Genomic DNA, 16989 nt, shown 5'->3' with positions numbered 1-16989 from the left:
AGTCGTAGAGTCTCTTAAAGCATGAAGGCAATGCGCCAGTTAACGCTCACATGATCCGGGCCGAGCCAGTCGGGGTAGTGCAGGGGCGTGCCGACCGAAATCTGGCTGCTGTACCAGCGCCCTGCGCTGCTCAGCCCCACCGAGCCTCCCCATAACGTGCCGGAGGCAAAACGGTCCTGACGGTCTTTTTCCAGCCAGCCGCCGTCAACGGCGACCGTTGCGCTCACTGCGCCAATCACAGGAAGGGTGAAGAGGGAATACCCCAGCTCGTTACGCCAGTAGCCGCCGTTATCCCCGGACAGGTATTGCTCTTTAAAACCGCGCACGGAGCTTTCGCCGCCGAGCGTCAGGCGCTCGGAACCGTATAGCCGATCGGGCGACCACTGGCCGTAGGCGCTGGTCAGCCACCAGGCATTACGGGTAATCGGCCGCTGGAAGCTGGCGTTCAGACTCCATTTGCGGAATTCCGCACGCGGCACATCCCCGGACTTATCTTCGTCGGTTTCGGCATTGAACCACGGCATGCCGTGGCTCCAGGTCGGGTTGAAGGTCGCCACGCCGCCCAGCATTTTTTGCGTGTGCGTAATGCCCAGAATCAGGCTGGAGAGGTTGCGCGTGCTGCTCTGAAGCGGCGCGTCGTTGAGCCAGTTGCGGCTGGATCGCTGAACCACGCCAGCCGCAATGCCGGTTTTCACCTCCCCGTTGCGGAAGACCACCCAGGACGCGTTAACGCGGTGGGTTTTGGTATCGCCCGTGGAGAGCCAGTTGAATCCCTGGTTACTGATGGTGGTCCGGTAGTTACTCCAGGCGTAGCTGTAGTCCAGTAATCCGTAGCCAAACGGCACGCTGACGCCCGCCTGGAAATTCTGCGCATCGTACGCGCTGGCAAAATCGCTGCTGCGCCCGCCGCTGACAAACCATTTATCCGCCAGCCCCAGCATATTATTGGCGGTGAGCACGCCACTCAGCTGATCTTCGCCGGTACTCTTCTGCCCGCTATTATCCAGGCTTACGGATACACTTAAGGGAAATTCCGGTTTTGCCGTGAGATTAACGATGGAATATCCGGCCTGCGTTCCCGGAAGAATTTCAATCTGAACCGGGTCGGTACGCAAACGGTTAATTTGCTCCATGCCCTGTTCAATATCGCGTAAATTAAGGATGCCGCCCACCCGTCCCGGAAACGCCATTTTCAGCATACGCGGCGTTTCGCCTTCCAGACGGATCGCTTCCAGTCTGCCTTCCAGCACAACAATATTCAGCTGACCGCCGGAGAGATCCTGCTCGGTAAGAAAAGCGCGGCTGGTGATATATCCCCGGCTGATATACCAGTCAGAAATATGGGCGAGAAGTTCCCTTATTTTCGCCATATCCAGACAGCGGCCCTGCCACGGCGCGACAAGGGTCTGCCGGTTTTTCGGGGAGATTAAGGTCGCACCGGAAAGGGTAATGGTATGAATGGTGAAACAGGGCCCGGAGCCGGTAACAGGCAGCGGTCTGGCGGGCGCAGGGCGAGGAATACTGCGCTCCAGCTCCTCACGCTGTTGCTGGTTCTGTAATAAAAGCTGCTGCTGTTGCTGTTGAATGGAATCGCGATCGGCCGGCGACAGCGGCGCAGCATTGGCGCGCGCTAAAAAAAAGACGGCCAATAAGATAGCAGCAGCATAATTTACTAATGAAATTATTCTATTTTTTATTTTGGAGCTATTCATCCATGCCACAAAAATGTCCGCAATGATTATTTGCGTAATATAAGAGCATTCTTAAAGCGAGTATATCTAATTTGCGTTAGGGCATCTGAAATAAATTTTTCTTTCAGAAAAATGAGAAGGGTATTAAGAAAAAATACGAACTAATTTAACTAAGCCTTAAATCTTGAGTTAGCCCGAATACACTAGCTGTGAAGACGGAAAGTTTTTCGCCACTCTGCGGGACTCACCCCAAAACGCGCTTTAAACTGCTGTCGCCAGGTGACGGCGGAATTAAATCCCACCAGCTCAGCCACGCGTTCAATCGGCATATTTCCGGCTTCCAGTAAGATCTGGCTGCGCCGCAGGCGTTCGGCGGTCAGCCAGTCGGTAACGCTCATCCCCGTCGCGTTAACAAAATGACGGGTCAGGGTGCGGCGGCTCATCGAGACCACGTCCGCCAGCGAGTCCAGACTATGCGGTTCGGTGATGTGCTGCTGCAGGTAGTCAATCAGACAGTTAATGCGTCCGTCGCGGGTATCTTTGGGTACCGGCTGGGCGATGAACTGCGCCTGTCCGCCCTCGCGGTGGGGCGGAACAATCATCCGACGGGCAATCTGGTTGGCAACCACGCTGCCAAAGCGCTGACGAATGATATACAGGCAGCAGTCCAGCGCGGCGGCAGTCCCGGCAGAGGTAATGATATTGCCGTCATCCACGTAAAGGGCATTAATATCCAGCTGAACGTTCGGGAAGAGCGACTGAAATTGACGTTCGAACTCCCAGTGGGTGGCCGCACGTTTGCCGTCGAGGATCCCCGCCCAGGCCAGCACAAACGACCCCAGACACAGCCCGACGATTTCCGCACCGTGGTCTCTCGCCTGCACCAGGCTGTCGAGCAGCGACTGCGGCGGGCGTTCAAGAACGTGCTGCCAGTAAGGAACGACAACAATATCGGCCTGCCCAATGGCGGTAAAATCCTGCGTGGCGTTGAGAGCAAATCCGTCTTTTGAGGTGAGAAATCCTGGCGTTTCGGCGCAGATCGTCACGTTAAAGCGCTTTTCTCCGGAGACCGAGTCGCCAAACAGAATGCAGGGAACGGAGTAGTGGAACGGGCTGAACCCGTCTACCGCGACAATCGCGACGTTGATTAGCGACATCTGTCTCTCCTTTCCCTTTCAGTCACTCAGAATATAACGGTTTCGCCATCCTGGGGAATGCTCACTGCGTCACTCACCTGGTTGGCTTCAACGTACTCCCGCAGCGCGCTGCGGGTTAACAGACAGTGGTTAATGGCTTCCATATGGATCGCCACAATTTTAGCCTGCGGCAGCAGGAAATGGACGTTGAGCACATCCTCCTGCCCCATAATAATGGGCCCAAAACCAATGACGTGGGCATAGCCAGCGTTCAGCACCACCACGTCCGGCTGGTGCTTTTGCAGATCGGCCGCCACCTCGTCACGCCAGACGGTATCCCCGGCAATATAAAGCGTCTTCTCATCAGGATGACGCAACACCACGCCACAGGCCTCGCCCAGCCGCTCCGCCAGTTCGGGCACGGCGTATGCGCGATCGGTACCGTGCTGGCCGCCGTGGGTCTTCGCAATTCGAATCTCGCCGAAGGTGGTCTCGTCGGTCATGACCGTCAGGTTGCTAAACCCCTGGCTGCGCAGCAGTGCGGCGTCGCGGTCATTTTGTACGTAGATCGGTTTGTCTTTGGCGATCAGTTCCGCCGCGGCGCGATCCCAGTGATCGTCATGGGTATGGGTGACGATCACCGCGTCGGCGTCCAGCAGCGCGTTGACGTCAACGGGGAGTTCGACCGTCGGGTTGCGGCGTTCGGCATGGGCCGTGCCAGGGAAGCCCGGATAAGCGCCCTGTGGGGCCAGCATCGGGTCGACTAAAAGACGTTTTCCGGCATAGGTAATCAGTTGGGTGGCGTTGCGAATGTGGGTGATGTTCATGGGCTATCCTCCGGTTGGTGTGATAAGGAGGATAGCCAGCCGTCGCGCGGCACGCTGTGGGTTAAAGAGCGATTACCGATGAAATCGGGCCAATTTACGTCACCGTGCTTTATGCGGGTGCTTTTACCAGCCCGGCACCGCCCCGCCGTTAAAGATCGTCTCCGCTGCATTCGCTACTTCAGGGGACTGATACGACTGGATAAATTCCTTCACGTTCTGCGCGTCTTTGTTGTCTTCGCGCGTCACCACGATGTTCACGTACGGCGAATTTTTGTCTTCGATAAAGACGCTGTCATGCACTGGCGAAAGCCCGGTTTGCTGAATATAGGTGGTGCTGATGATGGCGACATCCACTTTCGGGTCGTCCAGCACGCGCGGCAGCTGCGCCCCTTCCAGCTCCATGATTTTCAGCTGCTTAGGGTTGGCGGTAATATCCAGCGCCGTCGGCAGCAGCCCGGTATCTGGCTTCAGGGTGATGAGCTTCTCTTTTTGCAGCAGCAACAGCGCGCGGCCAAGGTTGGTCGGGTCGTTTGGAATGGCAATGGTTGCGCCGTCCTTCAGGTCAGACACGGATTTGATTTTGCGGGAATAGCCAGCCATCGGGAAGACAAAGGTGTTCGCCACGGCCACCAGCTTGTAGCCATGCGCCTTGTTATCCTCTGCAAGGAACGGGCGATGCTGGAAGACGTTGGCATCCAGTTCCCCCTGGTTGGTGGCATCGTTAGGCAACAGCGAGCCGCTGAAGCCCACCAGCTCCACGTTCAGGCCATATTTCTCTTTTGCCACCTTTTTGGCGACTTCCGCCACGTCCTGTTCGGCGCCGTTGATGACGCCGACTTTAATGTGTTTGGCATCGCTGCCACTTTGATCGCACCCTGCCAGCAGCAGGCCAGCCAGTACCAGAGCACCCAATCGACGTTTCACAAGACAGTTCCTTTTGCTGAATGTTGTAGTGACTATATCGACAACGAGGCGGGGAAATAAAAACCGAAAAAGAATCAATAAGAAGGATCGGTTATATGCGGGTATGGCCGGGTGACGCTGCTCCACCGGGCATCAGGGATCACAACGTTGTCGTCCAGTCCTCGACGGCAAGCTCCTGCACCATTCTGAATGCACGATCGTTAGTAACAATCGTTGTTCCCCGACTGATAGCATGTGCAGCGATCAGTTGATCGAGATCCCCCATCACTTTCCCTTTCTTTTCCAGGGTTGCACGGAGTTCACCGTACGTTGCTGCGGCGTCGCTGTCCCAGTCGCAAATCGTGATGGTATTGAGAAACTCCCGGATTGTTTCTTTCAATCTACTGCTTTTCTTCTTGTCAGCACCATACAGCAATTCCGCTTCGGTAATGCTTGAGATACAAACGTCACCCGGCGCCAGACATGTCATTCTGCTTACAACCTCCGGGTGTCGTTTAAACAAGTGACTCACAATATTCGTATCCAGCATATGTCTCATGAGCATGCTCCATCCAGAGGGTCTCTTGTCGTAACACTCTGATTGCGTTCCTCCTTGCTCAAAAACGTATCTGGTACGTCCGTTTCTGCCAGCATGCGGAGAAAATTATCCCAGCTCTTTATTCGAACAGGTTTTGCCGCCAAAACGACATTCCCCTCCTCATCCCGTCGGATGTAGACGCTCTCCGCATCAAACGCGAATTCAGCAGGCAGCATAACGGCCTGATTCTGACCCTTTTTGAATAGTTTTGCTGTGCGTTCCATTGCTATCTCCATGGATGACTTAACGAGGCCAAAGCATGCGCCAGGGCCCGAAAAGAAGACAAGCAACACGTTTTAAATTAGGAAAGCGGCTCGCAATAAATAGCAGAATGCATAATGACAGAAACGGGCTTAAAGGGCTTTCGCCAGGTAATGTCGCTGCATGCCCGGGTACGGATAATCCTGCAAAGACATCTGCAGCTGGTACCCCTGCTTTTCATAGAACGGACGCGCCTGGAAGCTGGCGGTATCGACCAGCGCGTGCTTGCAGCCTTTGCGCCTGGCTTCTTCTTCGGCCGTTCTGATGAGCTGACTGCCCACGCCGGTTCCGCGTACGGTATCGCTCACCCAGAGATAATCAATATTCAGCCAGTCGCCTTTGCGCACGCCGATTAACCCGCCTAGCATCACGCCATTTTCGTCACGCACGTAAACGCCAACATCGCCGCTAAAATTTGTCAGATCGAGAAACTTTCCGTTAAAAGCCCTCAGCCCCGTCAGTAACTCCTCTTTCTCCTGCGTCGTAACATTATCAGTAATGCTCAGGTGCATATTTTTTCTCCTTGTTATCTGTGCCGTTTCACTATCTCACACACGCATCGTGGAGAAAATTCATACTTTCGGCTGGCGTCGCTACACTGAATGTAACGATATATTTCATGGGAAGCCTGTGACTTCTAATGGGGGTTGTTGATGAAAGCTGCGCATCTGGTCTGCCTGCTGGTTTGTCTGCTCTTCGCCGCGTTTGTCCATGCTCAGGAAAAGGAGGATCCGGCGAAAGAAGCGCAGATTAAGCAGCAGGTCATGAAAGATATAAAGAAAACCTGTACGCCACAGAAAAAGCAGAGCGATAAGGCCTGGCAGGCGATGATTTTGTCGTCAGAGGCCAATCAGCTGCTGATCAAAAATGCCGTTACCGCCGTGAAGCGCGACAACCTGGACGCCTACTGGGCGGCGATTGGCCAAGTGGATTGTATGGAAGATTATTGAATGCTGCTTGCCGGGTGGCGGCTGCGCCTTACCCGGCCTACACAATATTTTTAACGCTTACGCACGTCTGGAATAATTAAATCCCCGCGCAGCACATACGAGCCGAGCATCTGCGTTTTCTCCGTCAGCCAGCTCACGATACGCGCCGCCATGGCATCCATTGAATATTCAATCGCCGGGATCACCGGAATACCCGGCAGGTGCAGCGATCCCGCCAGGCTAAAGACCATAATGTCGTCTGGAACGGATTTATTAAATGCCTGCAGCTGCGGGATCACCCGCTGGGCTTCCTGCTCGTCCGCCACCAGCAGTGCGTTGAAGTTCAGCGTGCTGGCGTTATTCAGCAGCTCCTGTAGCGCAACGGACGAGGAGGTCGCGTCCATGAACACAAGGTTGCGATTAAAGGGCAGGAAATTTTTCTCCAGCGCGTGCTTGTAGCCGAGCAGAACCTGGTCGGCAAACCCGCTGCCGTGCGGGTGGATCAGGGCAATCTGCCGTCGCCCCTGGCTGGTCAGGTAGTTACAGGCGGTTTCGGCGGCAAAGGCGTGATCGAACTGAATGCTGTTGGAATTATCAGACTCCATGCAGTCGACCAGGATGACGTTGTCCATATCGACGTCCAGCGGGAAACGCGCGCCAATCACCAGGATGTCATCGCAAAGCCCGCGAGAGAGTTCTTCAAGGGCGTGCATCACTTCCGCTTTACTGTGCGCGAAGCGCAGCAGCAGGTGTTTTTGATGCTGGCTGAGCTGTTTTTCCAGCGCGTAGAGATAACCGGTGGTCTGGTTAATATTTTCCTGCGCGCAAATCACCCCGATACAGCCCGTCGACTGGCTCAGCAGCGACTGGGCAATCACGTTAGGCCGGTAGTTCAGCTCATCCACCGCTTTCAGTACGGCCTGACGGCTGGCTTCCTTTACGCCACGCGACCCACTCAACACTCGCGATACCGTGGCTTTAGACACCCCGGCAAGACGTGATACATCATTGATTGTCGACATCTCTTTCCCCTGGCAGGCTTACCTCGCGCCTGCAAATTCCATGACCGCTTCGGCTCACATTATAGCCAGAACGGAGTATATCCGTTTCCGTTTTCCATGGAAACCGATTTTCCGTTTCCACTCAAAATGATGTCAAAACAGCCAAATTATGTGACCTGCATCCGGTTAATTAGCCTCATAAGTATTGGATCTTGATGGTTGTCACAGTTCTGTCTTTTATGAATGGAAACCGGTTTCCGTATCATGTCCAATCATCCTCGCAATAACTTTTTACATTTAGAGGATGGTTGTCGATGTTCAAGATTATGCTGTGCTGCTCTGCCGGGATGTCCACCAGCCTGCTGGTCAGCAAAATGGTCGATGTCGCGAAAGAACGTGGTTTGCCGGTGAAGATTGATGCGTACGGTGTTTCCGAATTTGATACGCAGTTTCCGCAATACCAGGTGGTACTTCTCGGACCGCAAGTGAAATACATGTTACAGACACTCTCAGACAAGGCGGCGACGCATGGCATTCCGGTGCAGCCCATCGACATGATGGACTACGGCATGCAGCGTGGCGATAAAGTACTGGACTTTGCTCTGTCGCTCATCGAAGCGGCACACTAAAAGGTGTTCACATGAGTTCGTTATATCAATCCATGGTCGCGGTGATTGAGCAGTCAATCACCCCGCTGGCCGCGAAGCTCGGTCAGCAAAAGTATGTGATTGCCATCCGCGACGGCTTTACCGCCGCGCTGCCGTTTATGATCATCGGCTCGTTTATGCTGGTGTTCATCTTCCCACCGTTTTCGGCGGATACCACCAACAGCTTCGCCCGCGGCTGGCTGGATTTCTCCCAGACCTACCGCGAACAGCTGATGCTGCCGTTTAACCTCAGCATGGGCGTGATGACCTTCTTCATCTCGGTGGGGATTGGGGCGAGCCTGGGGCGTCAGTTTAACCTCGACCCGGTGATGTCCGGCCTGCTGGCCTTTATGGCCTTCCTGCTGGTCGCCGCACCGTATGCCGACGGCAAAATCTCGACCCAGTATCTCTCCGGTCAGGGCATCTTCACCGCGCTGATCACCGCGATCTACGCCACCCGCGTCTATGCCTGGCTGAAGCAGAACAACGTCACCATCCGCCTGCCGAAGGAAGTGCCCACCGGCGTGGCACGTTCGTTTGAGATCCTGATCCCGGTGATGGTGGTGATCGGCACACTGCATCCTCTGAACCTGTTCATTGAAGCGCAGACCGGGATGATTATCCCGCAGGCAATCATGCACCTGCTGGAGCCGCTGGTGTCCGCGTCTGACTCCCTGCCCGCCATTCTGCTCTCCGTGCTGCTGTGCCAGATCTTCTGGTTTGCCGGTATCCACGGCTCGCTGATTGTCACCGGCATCATGAACCCGTTCTGGATGGCCAACCTCTCGGCAAACCAGGCGGCACTGGCCGCAGGCGCGGCGCTCCCGCACGTTTACCTGCAGGGCTTCTGGGATCACTACCTGCTGATTGGCGGCGTCGGTTCCACCCTGCCGCTGGCGTTCCTGCTGCTACGCAGCCGCGTTACCCACCTGCGCACCATCGGCAAAATGGGCGTGGTGCCGAGCTTCTTTAACATCAACGAACCGATTCTGTTCGGTGCGCCGATCATCATGAACCCGATGCTGTTTATCCCTTTCGTGTGCGTTCCGCTGGTCAACGCCTGCCTGGCGTACGGTGCAACTAAGCTCGGCTGGCTGGCGCAGGTCGTCTCGTTAACCCCGTGGACTACCCCTGCACCGATTGGCGCCTCGTGGGCGGCGAACTGGGCGCTGAGCCCGGTGGTGATGTGCCTGGTCTGCATGGTGATGTCGGCGCTGATGTACCTGCCGTTCCTGCGCGCCTATGAGCGTACGCTGATTAAAAACGAAGAGCAGAAAGCCCAGGCTGCAACCGTGGGTGCCGCTGAAGCCACAAGTAATTAAGTCAAAGAGGAAGGGTCATGAAATACGCATTTCCCGATAACTTCTGGTGGGGCAGCGCAAGCTCCGCTCTCCAGACGGAAGGGGCAAGAGAGGGTGAAACCACGTGGGATTACTGGTTTGCCCGCGAGCCGAACCGTTTTCACAACGGCGTGGGGCCGCAGCAGACCTCCACGTTTTATCAGCACTGGAAAACGGACATTCAGCTGTTGAAACAGCTGAACCACAACAGCTTTCGCACCTCGATTAGCTGGGCGCGCCTGATCCCCGACGGTATCGGTGAAGTGAACCCGGACGCGGTCGATTTTTATCATCAGGTCATTGATGAACTGAATGAACAGGGCATCACGCCGTTCATCACCCTGTTCCATTTCGACATGCCGATGGCGATGCAGGAGATAGGCGGCTGGGAAAACCGTGACGTGGTGGACGCGTACGCCCGCTATGCGCAGATTTGCTTCGAGCTGTTCGGCGACCGCGTGCTGCACTGGTTTACCTTCAACGAGCCGATCGTGCCGGTGGAAGGCGGTTATCTGTACGACTTCCACTATCCGAACGTGGTGGATTTCCGCCGGGCGGCCACCGTGGCGTATCACACGGTGCTGGCGCATGCGAAGGCAGTTCAGGCCTACCGCGCCGGGCATTACGCGGGGGAGATCGGCATTGTGCTGAACCTGACGCCGTCGTATTCGCGCTCGCAAAACCCGGCGGACGTGAAGGCGGCGCACGTTGCGGACCTGATGTTTAACCGCAGCTTCCTCGACCCGGTGCTGCGCGGGGAGTATCCGGCCGACCTGGTGGCGCTGCTGAAATCTTACGACCAGTTGCCCGCCTGCAAGCCGGAAGACGGTTTCCTGATTGCGGAAGGGAAAATCGACCTGCTCGGCATTAACTACTATCAGCCGCGTCGCGTGAAGTGCCGCGACAGCGCGGTGAACCCGCAGGCGCCGTTTATGCCGGAATGGTTCTTTGATAGCTACGAGATGCCGGGCCGCAAGATGAACCCCTACCGCGGCTGGGAAATCTATGCGCCAGGTATCTACGATATTCTGATTAACCTGCGCGACAATTACGGTAACCCCCGCTGCTTTATTTCTGAAAACGGGATGGGCGTCGAAAACGAGCAGCGCTTTATTGAAAATGGCCAGATTAACGATCAATACCGCATTGAGTTTATTTCTGAGCATTTAACCTGGCTGCATAAAGGCATTAGCGAAGGGTGTAATTGCCTTGGCTACCATATGTGGACATTTATCGATAACTGGTCGTGGTGCAATGCCTATAAAAATCGCTACGGATTTATCCAGCTCGATCTGGAGACGCAGCAGCGCACCATTAAGAAAAGCGGAGAGTGGTTTGCCACCACCGCCTTAAATAATAGTTTTGAAAAAGAGTAATGATAATGATCGCATTAGAAGAAGCCGTTATGGAAATTATCGTCAATGCTGGCCAGTCCCGCAGCCTGTGCTTTGAGGCGCTGCACGCGGCGCGCCAGGGCAACATTGACGAAGCCAAAAGCCTGCTGCGCGAAGCCGACGGCTATGCGCGCCAGGCGCACAAGATGCAGACCAAACTGATCGAGCAGGACGCAGGCGAAGCCCGCCAGCCGATGACCTTAATTATGGTGCACGCGCAGGATCATTTAATGAATTCGTTATTAGCGCGTGAATTGTCTGAAGAAATTATTCATTTATATCAGAGATAGTCTATGGCGAAATAAATTAATGCAATACCTCTGCACCTAAAAAATAGAAATCCACTTGTTCTGATGATAGCGACATATTCTGTCAGATCGGAGCGGGATGGTTATTGTCTGAATAAAATTAAACTATATTGAGATAACCATGAATACGATTAAAAAACTTCCATTAACCATGGCGGTTATCGCCGCGCTTTGCCCAATTTCCGTGCTCGCACAAGAATTCACCCAGGAGCAAATCGACGCCATTGTGGCGAAAGCGGTGGATAAAGCCCTGGCCGAGCGCCAGGCCAAAATGGATGCCGCCGTCGCGAAAAAAGCGGACGTGGTGACCGAGCCGCAAAGCGCGGCGCAATCCCCGGACATGGCGATTCCGTTCGGGATTAAATTTACCGGCTACGCCCGCTACGGCGCGCACTTCCAGGCCGCCGATCAGAAATACGTGGCTGTCGATGGCTCCTACAACGGCGCGTCCGCGATTGGTCGTCTGGGTAACGAAGGCAACGGCGGCGAGTTCCAGCTCTCTAAAGCCTTCAAGGGCGAAAACGGCGCCATCTGGGACATCAACGTGATGATCGACCACTGGGGCGACGAAGTTAACCTGAAAAAGGCCTACGCCGGGGTGACCAATATTATGGCCTCCAACCCGAACGCCTACTTCTGGGCCGGTCGTGACTTCCACCAGCGTCCGCAGCAGGGCATCAACGATTACTTCTGGATGAACCACGACGGCCAGGGCGCCGGGGTGAAGAACTTCGACATCGGCGGCGTGCAGTTTGACGTCGCCGCCGTGGCGGCGGTGGAATCCTGTAGCCCGGAAGTGATGGAAGACGAAGCGAACCCGTCGCGTATCACCTGTACCGGCGGTTCCGGTACGGGCGACAAAGGCAACTACGCCGCGACGTCTAAAATCCACGGCATGAAGCTCGGTCCGCTGGATCTGGAGCTGTACGCCAACTACGGCTTTGACTCGAAAGCGGTGGAGAGCGACGAGCGTCTGAACGCCTGGCAGGGCGGCGTGGTGCTGAGCCACACCAACGACAGCGGCGTGAACAAGGTGATCGCCCGCTACTCCGATAACGCGGACAACAGCGTGTTCAACAAAACCGAGGATCTGACCACGGTCTACGCCAGCTTCGAAGGGCTGTATAAATTCACCCAGGCCACGCAGGTGGAGTACATCCTCGCCTTCCACGACTATGACAACAGCCGCGATAAGACCGACAACCGTAAGAACTACAATGCCATCGTGCGCCCGATGCACTGGTGGAACGACGTTCACTCCACCTGGCTGGAAGCAGGCTGGCAGCACGTTGACTATGATAACGGCGGCGACAACAAGGGCTGGAAGCTGACCCTGTCGCAGAACATGTCTATCGCCATGGGGCCAGAGTTCCGTCCGATGCTGCGCTTCTACGTGACCGGCGGCAAAGTGGATAACGCACGCACCGCGCGCGTGAACAACACCAAAGACGAGACGCTCGACGACTTCAACGTCGGCGCAATGTGGGAGGCGTGGTTCTAGTAGAGCGTCGTTTGTTTCGCCCGGCGGCGCTGCGCTTGCACGGGCCTACAAGGTTTTGTAGGCCGGGTAAGCGCAGCGCCACCCGGCAAGATCCCATGTTATGCTAGAAAAAAATCAACATAGCAGGGGAGAAAATGGGTTCCACACGTAAAGGGATGCTGAACGTCCTGATCGCCGCCGTTTTATGGGGCAGTTCCGGCGTTTGCGCGCAGTACATCATGGAGAAAAGCCACATTTCTTCGCCTTACCTGACCATGGTTCGCCTGCTGTTTACCGGCGTGATCCTCCTGACGCTCTCCTTCGTTCACGGCGACAAGATTTTCTCGGTCATCAAGCATCGCAAAGACGCCCTCAGCCTGCTGTTTTTCTCGCTGGTCGGCGCGCTCACCGTGCAGCTCACCTTTCTGCTGACGATTGAAAAATCCAACGCCGCTACCGCCACCGTGCTGCAGTTTCTGTCGCCAACCATTATCGTGGCGTGGTTCGCGCTGGCGCGGAAAACGCGCCCCGGCGTGTTTGTTCTGTCCGCAATTGTGACCTCGCTTGTCGGGACGTTCCTGCTGGTGACCCACGGCGACCCAACCTCGCTCTCCATCTCGCCAGCCGCGCTGTTCTTTGGCATCGCCTCGGCGTTTGCCGCGGCGTTTTACACCACCTATCCGTCAACGCTGATTGCCCGCTACGGCACATTGCCGATTGTCGGCTGGAGTATGTTGATTGCCGGGTTAATGCTGACGCCGTTCTACGCCGGGCGCGGGACGACCTTCGTCATTGACGGCAGCCTGCTGCTGGCGTTTTTCTATCTGGTGGTGATCGGCACCGCGCTGACGTTCAGCCTGTATCTGAAAGGCGCGCAGATGATCGGCGGGCCAAAGGCGAGCATTCTGAGTTGCGCCGAGCCGCTGAGCAGCGCGTTGCTGTCGGTGATGTTGCTGGGCGTGGCGTTTACCCTGCCGGACTGGCTGGGGACGCTGCTAATCGTGTCGTCGGTGGTGCTGATTTCGATGGATTCAAGAAGACGGGTGGGGAAATCGGCGTAGCCTGATGTCCCCTCATCCCGGACTGTACACCCCAAAGGGGCGAGGGGAAAATTGACTACTTGGCTTTAACCTTCCCTGCCACCAGCAGCGCGGTCAACAGCATCAGCGTGCCGGAAATCACCAGCGGTGACGTCAGCCCCAGGTGGTCGAGCGCCACGCCGCCAATCGCCGCGCCGCAGGTGTTTGCCAGCTGGATCACCGCCACCTGAATCGACCCGGCTTTTTCCGCCTGATCGGCGAGCGAGCGGGTGATCCACGTCGACCAGCCCACCGGCACCAGCGCAAAGGCAAAGCCCCAGATAATCGCAATGGCAGACGCGACCCACTTATCGCTGCCCCACAGCACCAGCACCGTGGCGCTCACTGCCAGCACCAGCGGCGCCCCCGCCAGCGCCACCTTCAGGGAGCGCTTCAGGAACTGGGACGACAGAGAGGTGCCGACAAAGCTGGCAATACCGAAGCTCAGGAGCACCAGCGTCAGGCCGTCGACGTCAAAGCCCGCCATGGTCATATACACCGGGCGGATATAGGTAAAGAAGGCAAACTGCCCGGCAAAGGACATAAAGATCGCGGTCATTCCCGCCAGCACGCCGGGGCGCTTCAGCAGGCTGAACATGTTTTGCTTGTGGTGCGCCGCTTCGCCCGGCAGGGACGGCAGCGCCTTCCACACCCAGATAACGCAGAGCAGGCCCATCACCGCCGCCGCGTTGAAGACGTTACGCCAGCCGATAATCCCGCCGAGGAAGCTGCCCAGCGGCGCGGCAATCACCAGCGCGATAGAGACCGCGCCAAAGATGACGGACAGCGCTTTCGGCACGGTGCGCGCAGGCACCAGGCGCATGGTCAGCGAGGCGGACATCGCCCAGAAGCCGCCGAGCCCCAGCCCCAGACAGGCGCGCCCCAGCAGCAGCAGGGTAAAGCTTTCCGCGAAGGAGACCAGCAGGCAGGAGAGCGTCAGCAGTACGCTGAACAGAATGACCACTTTGCGGCGGTCGATGGTGCCAATCACCTGGGTGATAAACAGACTGGCAAACATCGCCACAAAGGCGGTGACGGTAACGGATTGCCCCGCCACGCCTTCGGAAATGCCCAGATCCTGCGCCATCGGCGTCAGCAGGCTCACCGGCAGAAACTCAACGGTAATCAGGCAGGCGACGCAGAATGCCACGGCGAAAACGGCCGACCAGTTGGGGCGTGAAACCTCGCTGGTCTGCGGTCGGGTCGTGGGCTGAATATGTTCTGTCATGGCGTCACCTGAAGATAAAAACGTGCGGAAAAGTCGCGCAGTTTATCATCAAAAGTGTGACGAATTTAACGTTTAGACAACTTTTGTGGTTTTTAGAGGAGATCAGTGCAGGTAAAACACGCCCTCTTCCGGCAGGAAGAGCTGGTTATAGCGCAGCTGGAAGGCGTTCAGCTCCTGCGGATCGGGCTCCATCTCGCGCATAAAGCCGAGCGCCAGACGAATTTGCGCATCGGTGATCGGCGCGGCCAGGCGGGCTTTACGCAGCAGGCGGTGCCACGTGTGCAGGTTCTCTTCACTGCCGTCGACAATGCAGACCTGCCAGATCAGCAGCACCTGTGCGGCGTTTTGCAGATGCGCCTCGTCGGGGCGCTCAAGGTAGCGGATAAACTCATTGCCCGGCGTTTTACCGAACTGATCGATCATCGACTCGACCGGCATCGGGGTGATGCCCAGACGCTCGCTTAAACGTTTGATGGCGCGGCGGGAATCTGAGGTCAGGACGCGAAATCCCACCACAAACACCACTGCAAGCGTTGCCAGCATTATCCAGACCATGCGTTCTCCTTTGACTAGCCGCTCATCATAGCGGGAAACGCACGGCGTCAACAGCGGGCAGAACCAGAATAGTGCACTGAAAAGACGTTGCAGAACGGGGGATAAGGTATTAATGCCGTCGGCGGAAATAAAAAAGCCCGGCATCACACACCGGGCAAAGAAGTTACCTGCACACTCAGGCTGTTTTTAATTTCTGCGCACGATTCTCACGGCGAATTTTACGTTCTTCCAGTACGGCAACCATCGCCATCAGGACGATACAGCCGATCGCAGCTGCATCCAGCGCCGCGAAGGTGCCCGCCCAGCCGGTGAGGCCGAAAATTGGCGTGCCGTCGGCGATCATTCCCAGACCCAGCTTGGCGAAGCTGTCGCCGATCAGGTAGGCGAAGGTGCCCTTGATCCCGTCGGCGGCGCCGATCGCTTTTTTCGGGACGAAGCCCACTGCCGCCACGCCGATCAGCAGCTGCGGACCAAACACCAGGAAGCCGAGCGCAAACAGGGATGCGAGGTAAACGTACTGGTTGCTGGCGTGTTGGTAGACGCCGAGGGTAGCGATAATCAGCGCCAGCGCGATGCAGGCCACCAGCGCGCGACGGCCGTTGGCGAGGTCGGAGAGCCAGCCCCACAGCAGCGTGCCGACCAGCGCCCCCACTTCAAACAGGGTGAAGCCCTGAATCGCCACCTCTTTAGAGAGCTTCAGCTCCTGGAAGGCGTACACGGTAGACCACTGGTCGATGCCGATGCGCACCACGTAGAGGAAGATGTTTGAGAAGCAGAGCAGCCAGATCACTTTGTTTTTCAGCACGTACTCAACAAAGATCTGCCATTTGGTCATCTCGTTCTCTTCGGTCTCTTTGTCCTCTTCGCTGATCTCCTCGCCGAACAGCTCTTCAGCTTTGCCGAGGCCGTAGGATTCGGGGGAGTCGCTGCCGAAGCGCAGGCCGATAAAGCCGACAATCAGGGCGATAATCGACGGGAAGATAAACATACCGATGACGTGGCCGTCGAACAGGTAGTTTGCGCCAAACAGCGCCACGCCTGCCGCACCCGCCCCGCCGAGGTTATGGGAGATGTTCCACATGCCGAGGTACGACCCTCGCTTGCGGCGCGGCGTCCATTTGGTGATGGTGGAGTAGCTGCACGACCCGCCGGTACTCTGGAAGAAACCGCTCAGGGCGTAGAAGGCGATCATCAGGAACAGGCTAACGGACCCTGCGCCCATGCTGGCGCTGAAGCCGAGCATACAGATGGCGGAGAGGATCAGCATAAACGGCAGGAACTGCTTGGTGTTTTTGCCGTCCGCGTAGTAGGAAACGACAGTTTTCCCCACGCCGTAGGTGATGGAGAAGCCCAGGCCAATCATCCCCAGCTGCGTCATGCTCAGCCCATAGGTGGAGATCATGTCGTTCTGCGCGATGTTAAAGTTTTTGCGGATCAGGTACATGGTCAGGTAGCCGATGAAGACCACCAGATAGGACTGCATGAACGGTTTGAACCACATCTTGCGCCGCACGTCGAGCGGCAGATCCAGGGTCGGCTTGCGCACCTGATTTAAGAAGGCCAGCATGGTTGATTTACTCCTGAGCTGATTTTTGCAGCATTGTAAAAATCA

At 56.4% G+C, this 16989-nt stretch carries 18 protein-coding genes; 7 read left to right on the top strand and 11 right to left on the bottom strand.

Annotation, left to right across the window (positions count from 1 at the left end):
• Positions 1-14: 14 nt before the first annotated feature.
• From ACMGGQ_RS21315 to ACMGGQ_RS21285, 7 genes are all read right to left on the bottom strand, one after another.
• The gene (locus ACMGGQ_RS21315) at positions 15-1712 is read right to left on the bottom strand and encodes a ShlB/FhaC/HecB family hemolysin secretion/activation protein (protein WP_420290585.1); all 1698 of its coding nucleotides are present in this window, start codon (positions 1710-1712) and stop codon (positions 15-17) included.
• A gap of 182 nt (positions 1713-1894) precedes the next feature.
• A complete protein-coding gene (locus tag ACMGGQ_RS21310; RefSeq protein WP_048226748.1) occupies positions 1895-2848 on the bottom strand; it encodes a GlxA family transcriptional regulator in 954 nt (317 codons plus the stop codon).
• A 26-nt stretch (positions 2849-2874) separates the two neighbouring features.
• Entirely contained in the window at positions 2875-3654 is a 780-nt protein-coding gene (locus tag ACMGGQ_RS21305) for an MBL fold metallo-hydrolase (protein ID WP_045907939.1), read from the bottom strand.
• Between the two features lie 123 nt (positions 3655-3777).
• The gene (nlpA, locus tag ACMGGQ_RS21300) at positions 3778-4578 is read right to left on the bottom strand and encodes a lipoprotein NlpA (protein WP_420290469.1); all 801 of its coding nucleotides are present in this window, start codon (positions 4576-4578) and stop codon (positions 3778-3780) included.
• 139 nt (positions 4579-4717) lie between these two features.
• Positions 4718-5116: a type II toxin-antitoxin system VapC family toxin gene (locus tag ACMGGQ_RS21295; protein ID WP_023293716.1), complete on the bottom strand. Its 399-nt coding sequence runs from the start codon at positions 5114-5116 to the stop codon at positions 4718-4720.
• Positions 5113-5379 (bottom strand): antitoxin, encoded by a 267-nt coding sequence (locus tag ACMGGQ_RS21290; protein WP_045907940.1) that lies wholly within the window; start codon positions 5377-5379, stop codon positions 5113-5115. The genes ACMGGQ_RS21295 and ACMGGQ_RS21290 overlap by 4 nt, the downstream gene beginning before the upstream one ends.
• Before the next feature lie 129 nt (positions 5380-5508).
• Positions 5509-5928 carry a GNAT family N-acetyltransferase gene (locus tag ACMGGQ_RS21285; RefSeq protein WP_045907941.1) on the bottom strand — a complete coding sequence of 140 codons (420 nt, stop codon included), beginning with the start codon at positions 5926-5928 and terminating at the stop codon, positions 5509-5511.
• A 141-nt stretch (positions 5929-6069) separates the two neighbouring features.
• Here ACMGGQ_RS21285 and ACMGGQ_RS21280 point away from each other — a divergent pair, with 141 nt between their 5' ends.
• A complete protein-coding gene (locus ACMGGQ_RS21280) occupies positions 6070-6366 on the top strand; it encodes a YicS family protein (protein WP_044597403.1) in 297 nt (98 codons plus the stop codon).
• Positions 6367-6416: 50 nt separating this feature from the next.
• On the opposite strand, the gene ACMGGQ_RS21275 is transcribed toward ACMGGQ_RS21280, so the two are convergent.
• Positions 6417-7367: a LacI family DNA-binding transcriptional regulator gene (locus ACMGGQ_RS21275; protein WP_008500131.1), complete on the bottom strand. Its 951-nt coding sequence runs from the start codon at positions 7365-7367 to the stop codon at positions 6417-6419.
• Positions 7368-7660: 293 nt separating this feature from the next.
• On the opposite strand from ACMGGQ_RS21275, the gene ACMGGQ_RS21270 reads away from it, so the two are divergent.
• From ACMGGQ_RS21270 to ACMGGQ_RS21245, 6 genes are all read left to right on the top strand, one after another.
• Complete coding sequence (locus tag ACMGGQ_RS21270; protein ID WP_008500132.1) at positions 7661-7975, top strand: PTS sugar transporter subunit IIB; 315 nt, start codon at positions 7661-7663, stop codon at positions 7973-7975.
• A gap of 11 nt (positions 7976-7986) precedes the next feature.
• Positions 7987-9315, top strand: coding sequence for a PTS cellobiose transporter subunit IIC (locus ACMGGQ_RS21265; RefSeq protein WP_008500133.1), 1329 nt, complete (start codon positions 7987-7989; stop codon positions 9313-9315).
• Positions 9316-9332: 17 nt separating this feature from the next.
• A complete protein-coding gene (locus ACMGGQ_RS21260) occupies positions 9333-10709 on the top strand; it encodes a glycoside hydrolase family 1 protein (RefSeq protein ID WP_045907942.1) in 1377 nt (458 codons plus the stop codon).
• A 5-nt stretch (positions 10710-10714) separates the two neighbouring features.
• On the top strand, positions 10715-11017 hold the full coding sequence (locus ACMGGQ_RS21255) for a PTS lactose/cellobiose transporter subunit IIA (RefSeq protein WP_008500136.1): 303 nt from the start codon (positions 10715-10717) through the stop codon (positions 11015-11017).
• 139 nt (positions 11018-11156) lie between these two features.
• Entirely contained in the window at positions 11157-12536 is a 1380-nt protein-coding gene (locus ACMGGQ_RS21250; RefSeq protein WP_008500137.1) for a carbohydrate porin, read from the top strand.
• Positions 12537-12670: 134 nt separating this feature from the next.
• Positions 12671-13576, top strand: a complete 906-nt coding sequence (locus ACMGGQ_RS21245) for an EamA family transporter (protein WP_420290468.1) — start codon at positions 12671-12673, stop codon at positions 13574-13576.
• Positions 13577-13631: 55 nt separating this feature from the next.
• Here the strand turns inward: ACMGGQ_RS21245 and nepI are convergent, their stop codons facing one another.
• From nepI to uhpT, 3 genes are all read right to left on the bottom strand, one after another.
• Complete coding sequence (gene nepI / locus ACMGGQ_RS21240) at positions 13632-14822, bottom strand: purine ribonucleoside efflux pump NepI (RefSeq protein WP_045907945.1); 1191 nt, start codon at positions 14820-14822, stop codon at positions 13632-13634.
• 102 nt (positions 14823-14924) lie between these two features.
• Positions 14925-15377: a DUF1198 domain-containing protein gene (locus ACMGGQ_RS21235; RefSeq protein ID WP_008500140.1), complete on the bottom strand. Its 453-nt coding sequence runs from the start codon at positions 15375-15377 to the stop codon at positions 14925-14927.
• A gap of 175 nt (positions 15378-15552) precedes the next feature.
• Positions 15553-16944 (bottom strand): hexose-6-phosphate:phosphate antiporter, encoded by a 1392-nt coding sequence (gene uhpT / locus ACMGGQ_RS21230; protein ID WP_039024528.1) that lies wholly within the window; start codon positions 16942-16944, stop codon positions 15553-15555.
• Positions 16945-16989: the final 45 nt, after the last annotated feature.

This window comes from Enterobacter sp. BNK-13 (genome assembly GCF_048685015.1).
GTDB classification, from domain to species: Bacteria; Pseudomonadota; Gammaproteobacteria; order Enterobacterales; family Enterobacteriaceae; genus Enterobacter; species Enterobacter quasiroggenkampii.
The sequence above is the reverse complement of the archived record's forward strand: the minus strand, read 5'-3'. Positions and strand labels throughout refer to the sequence as shown.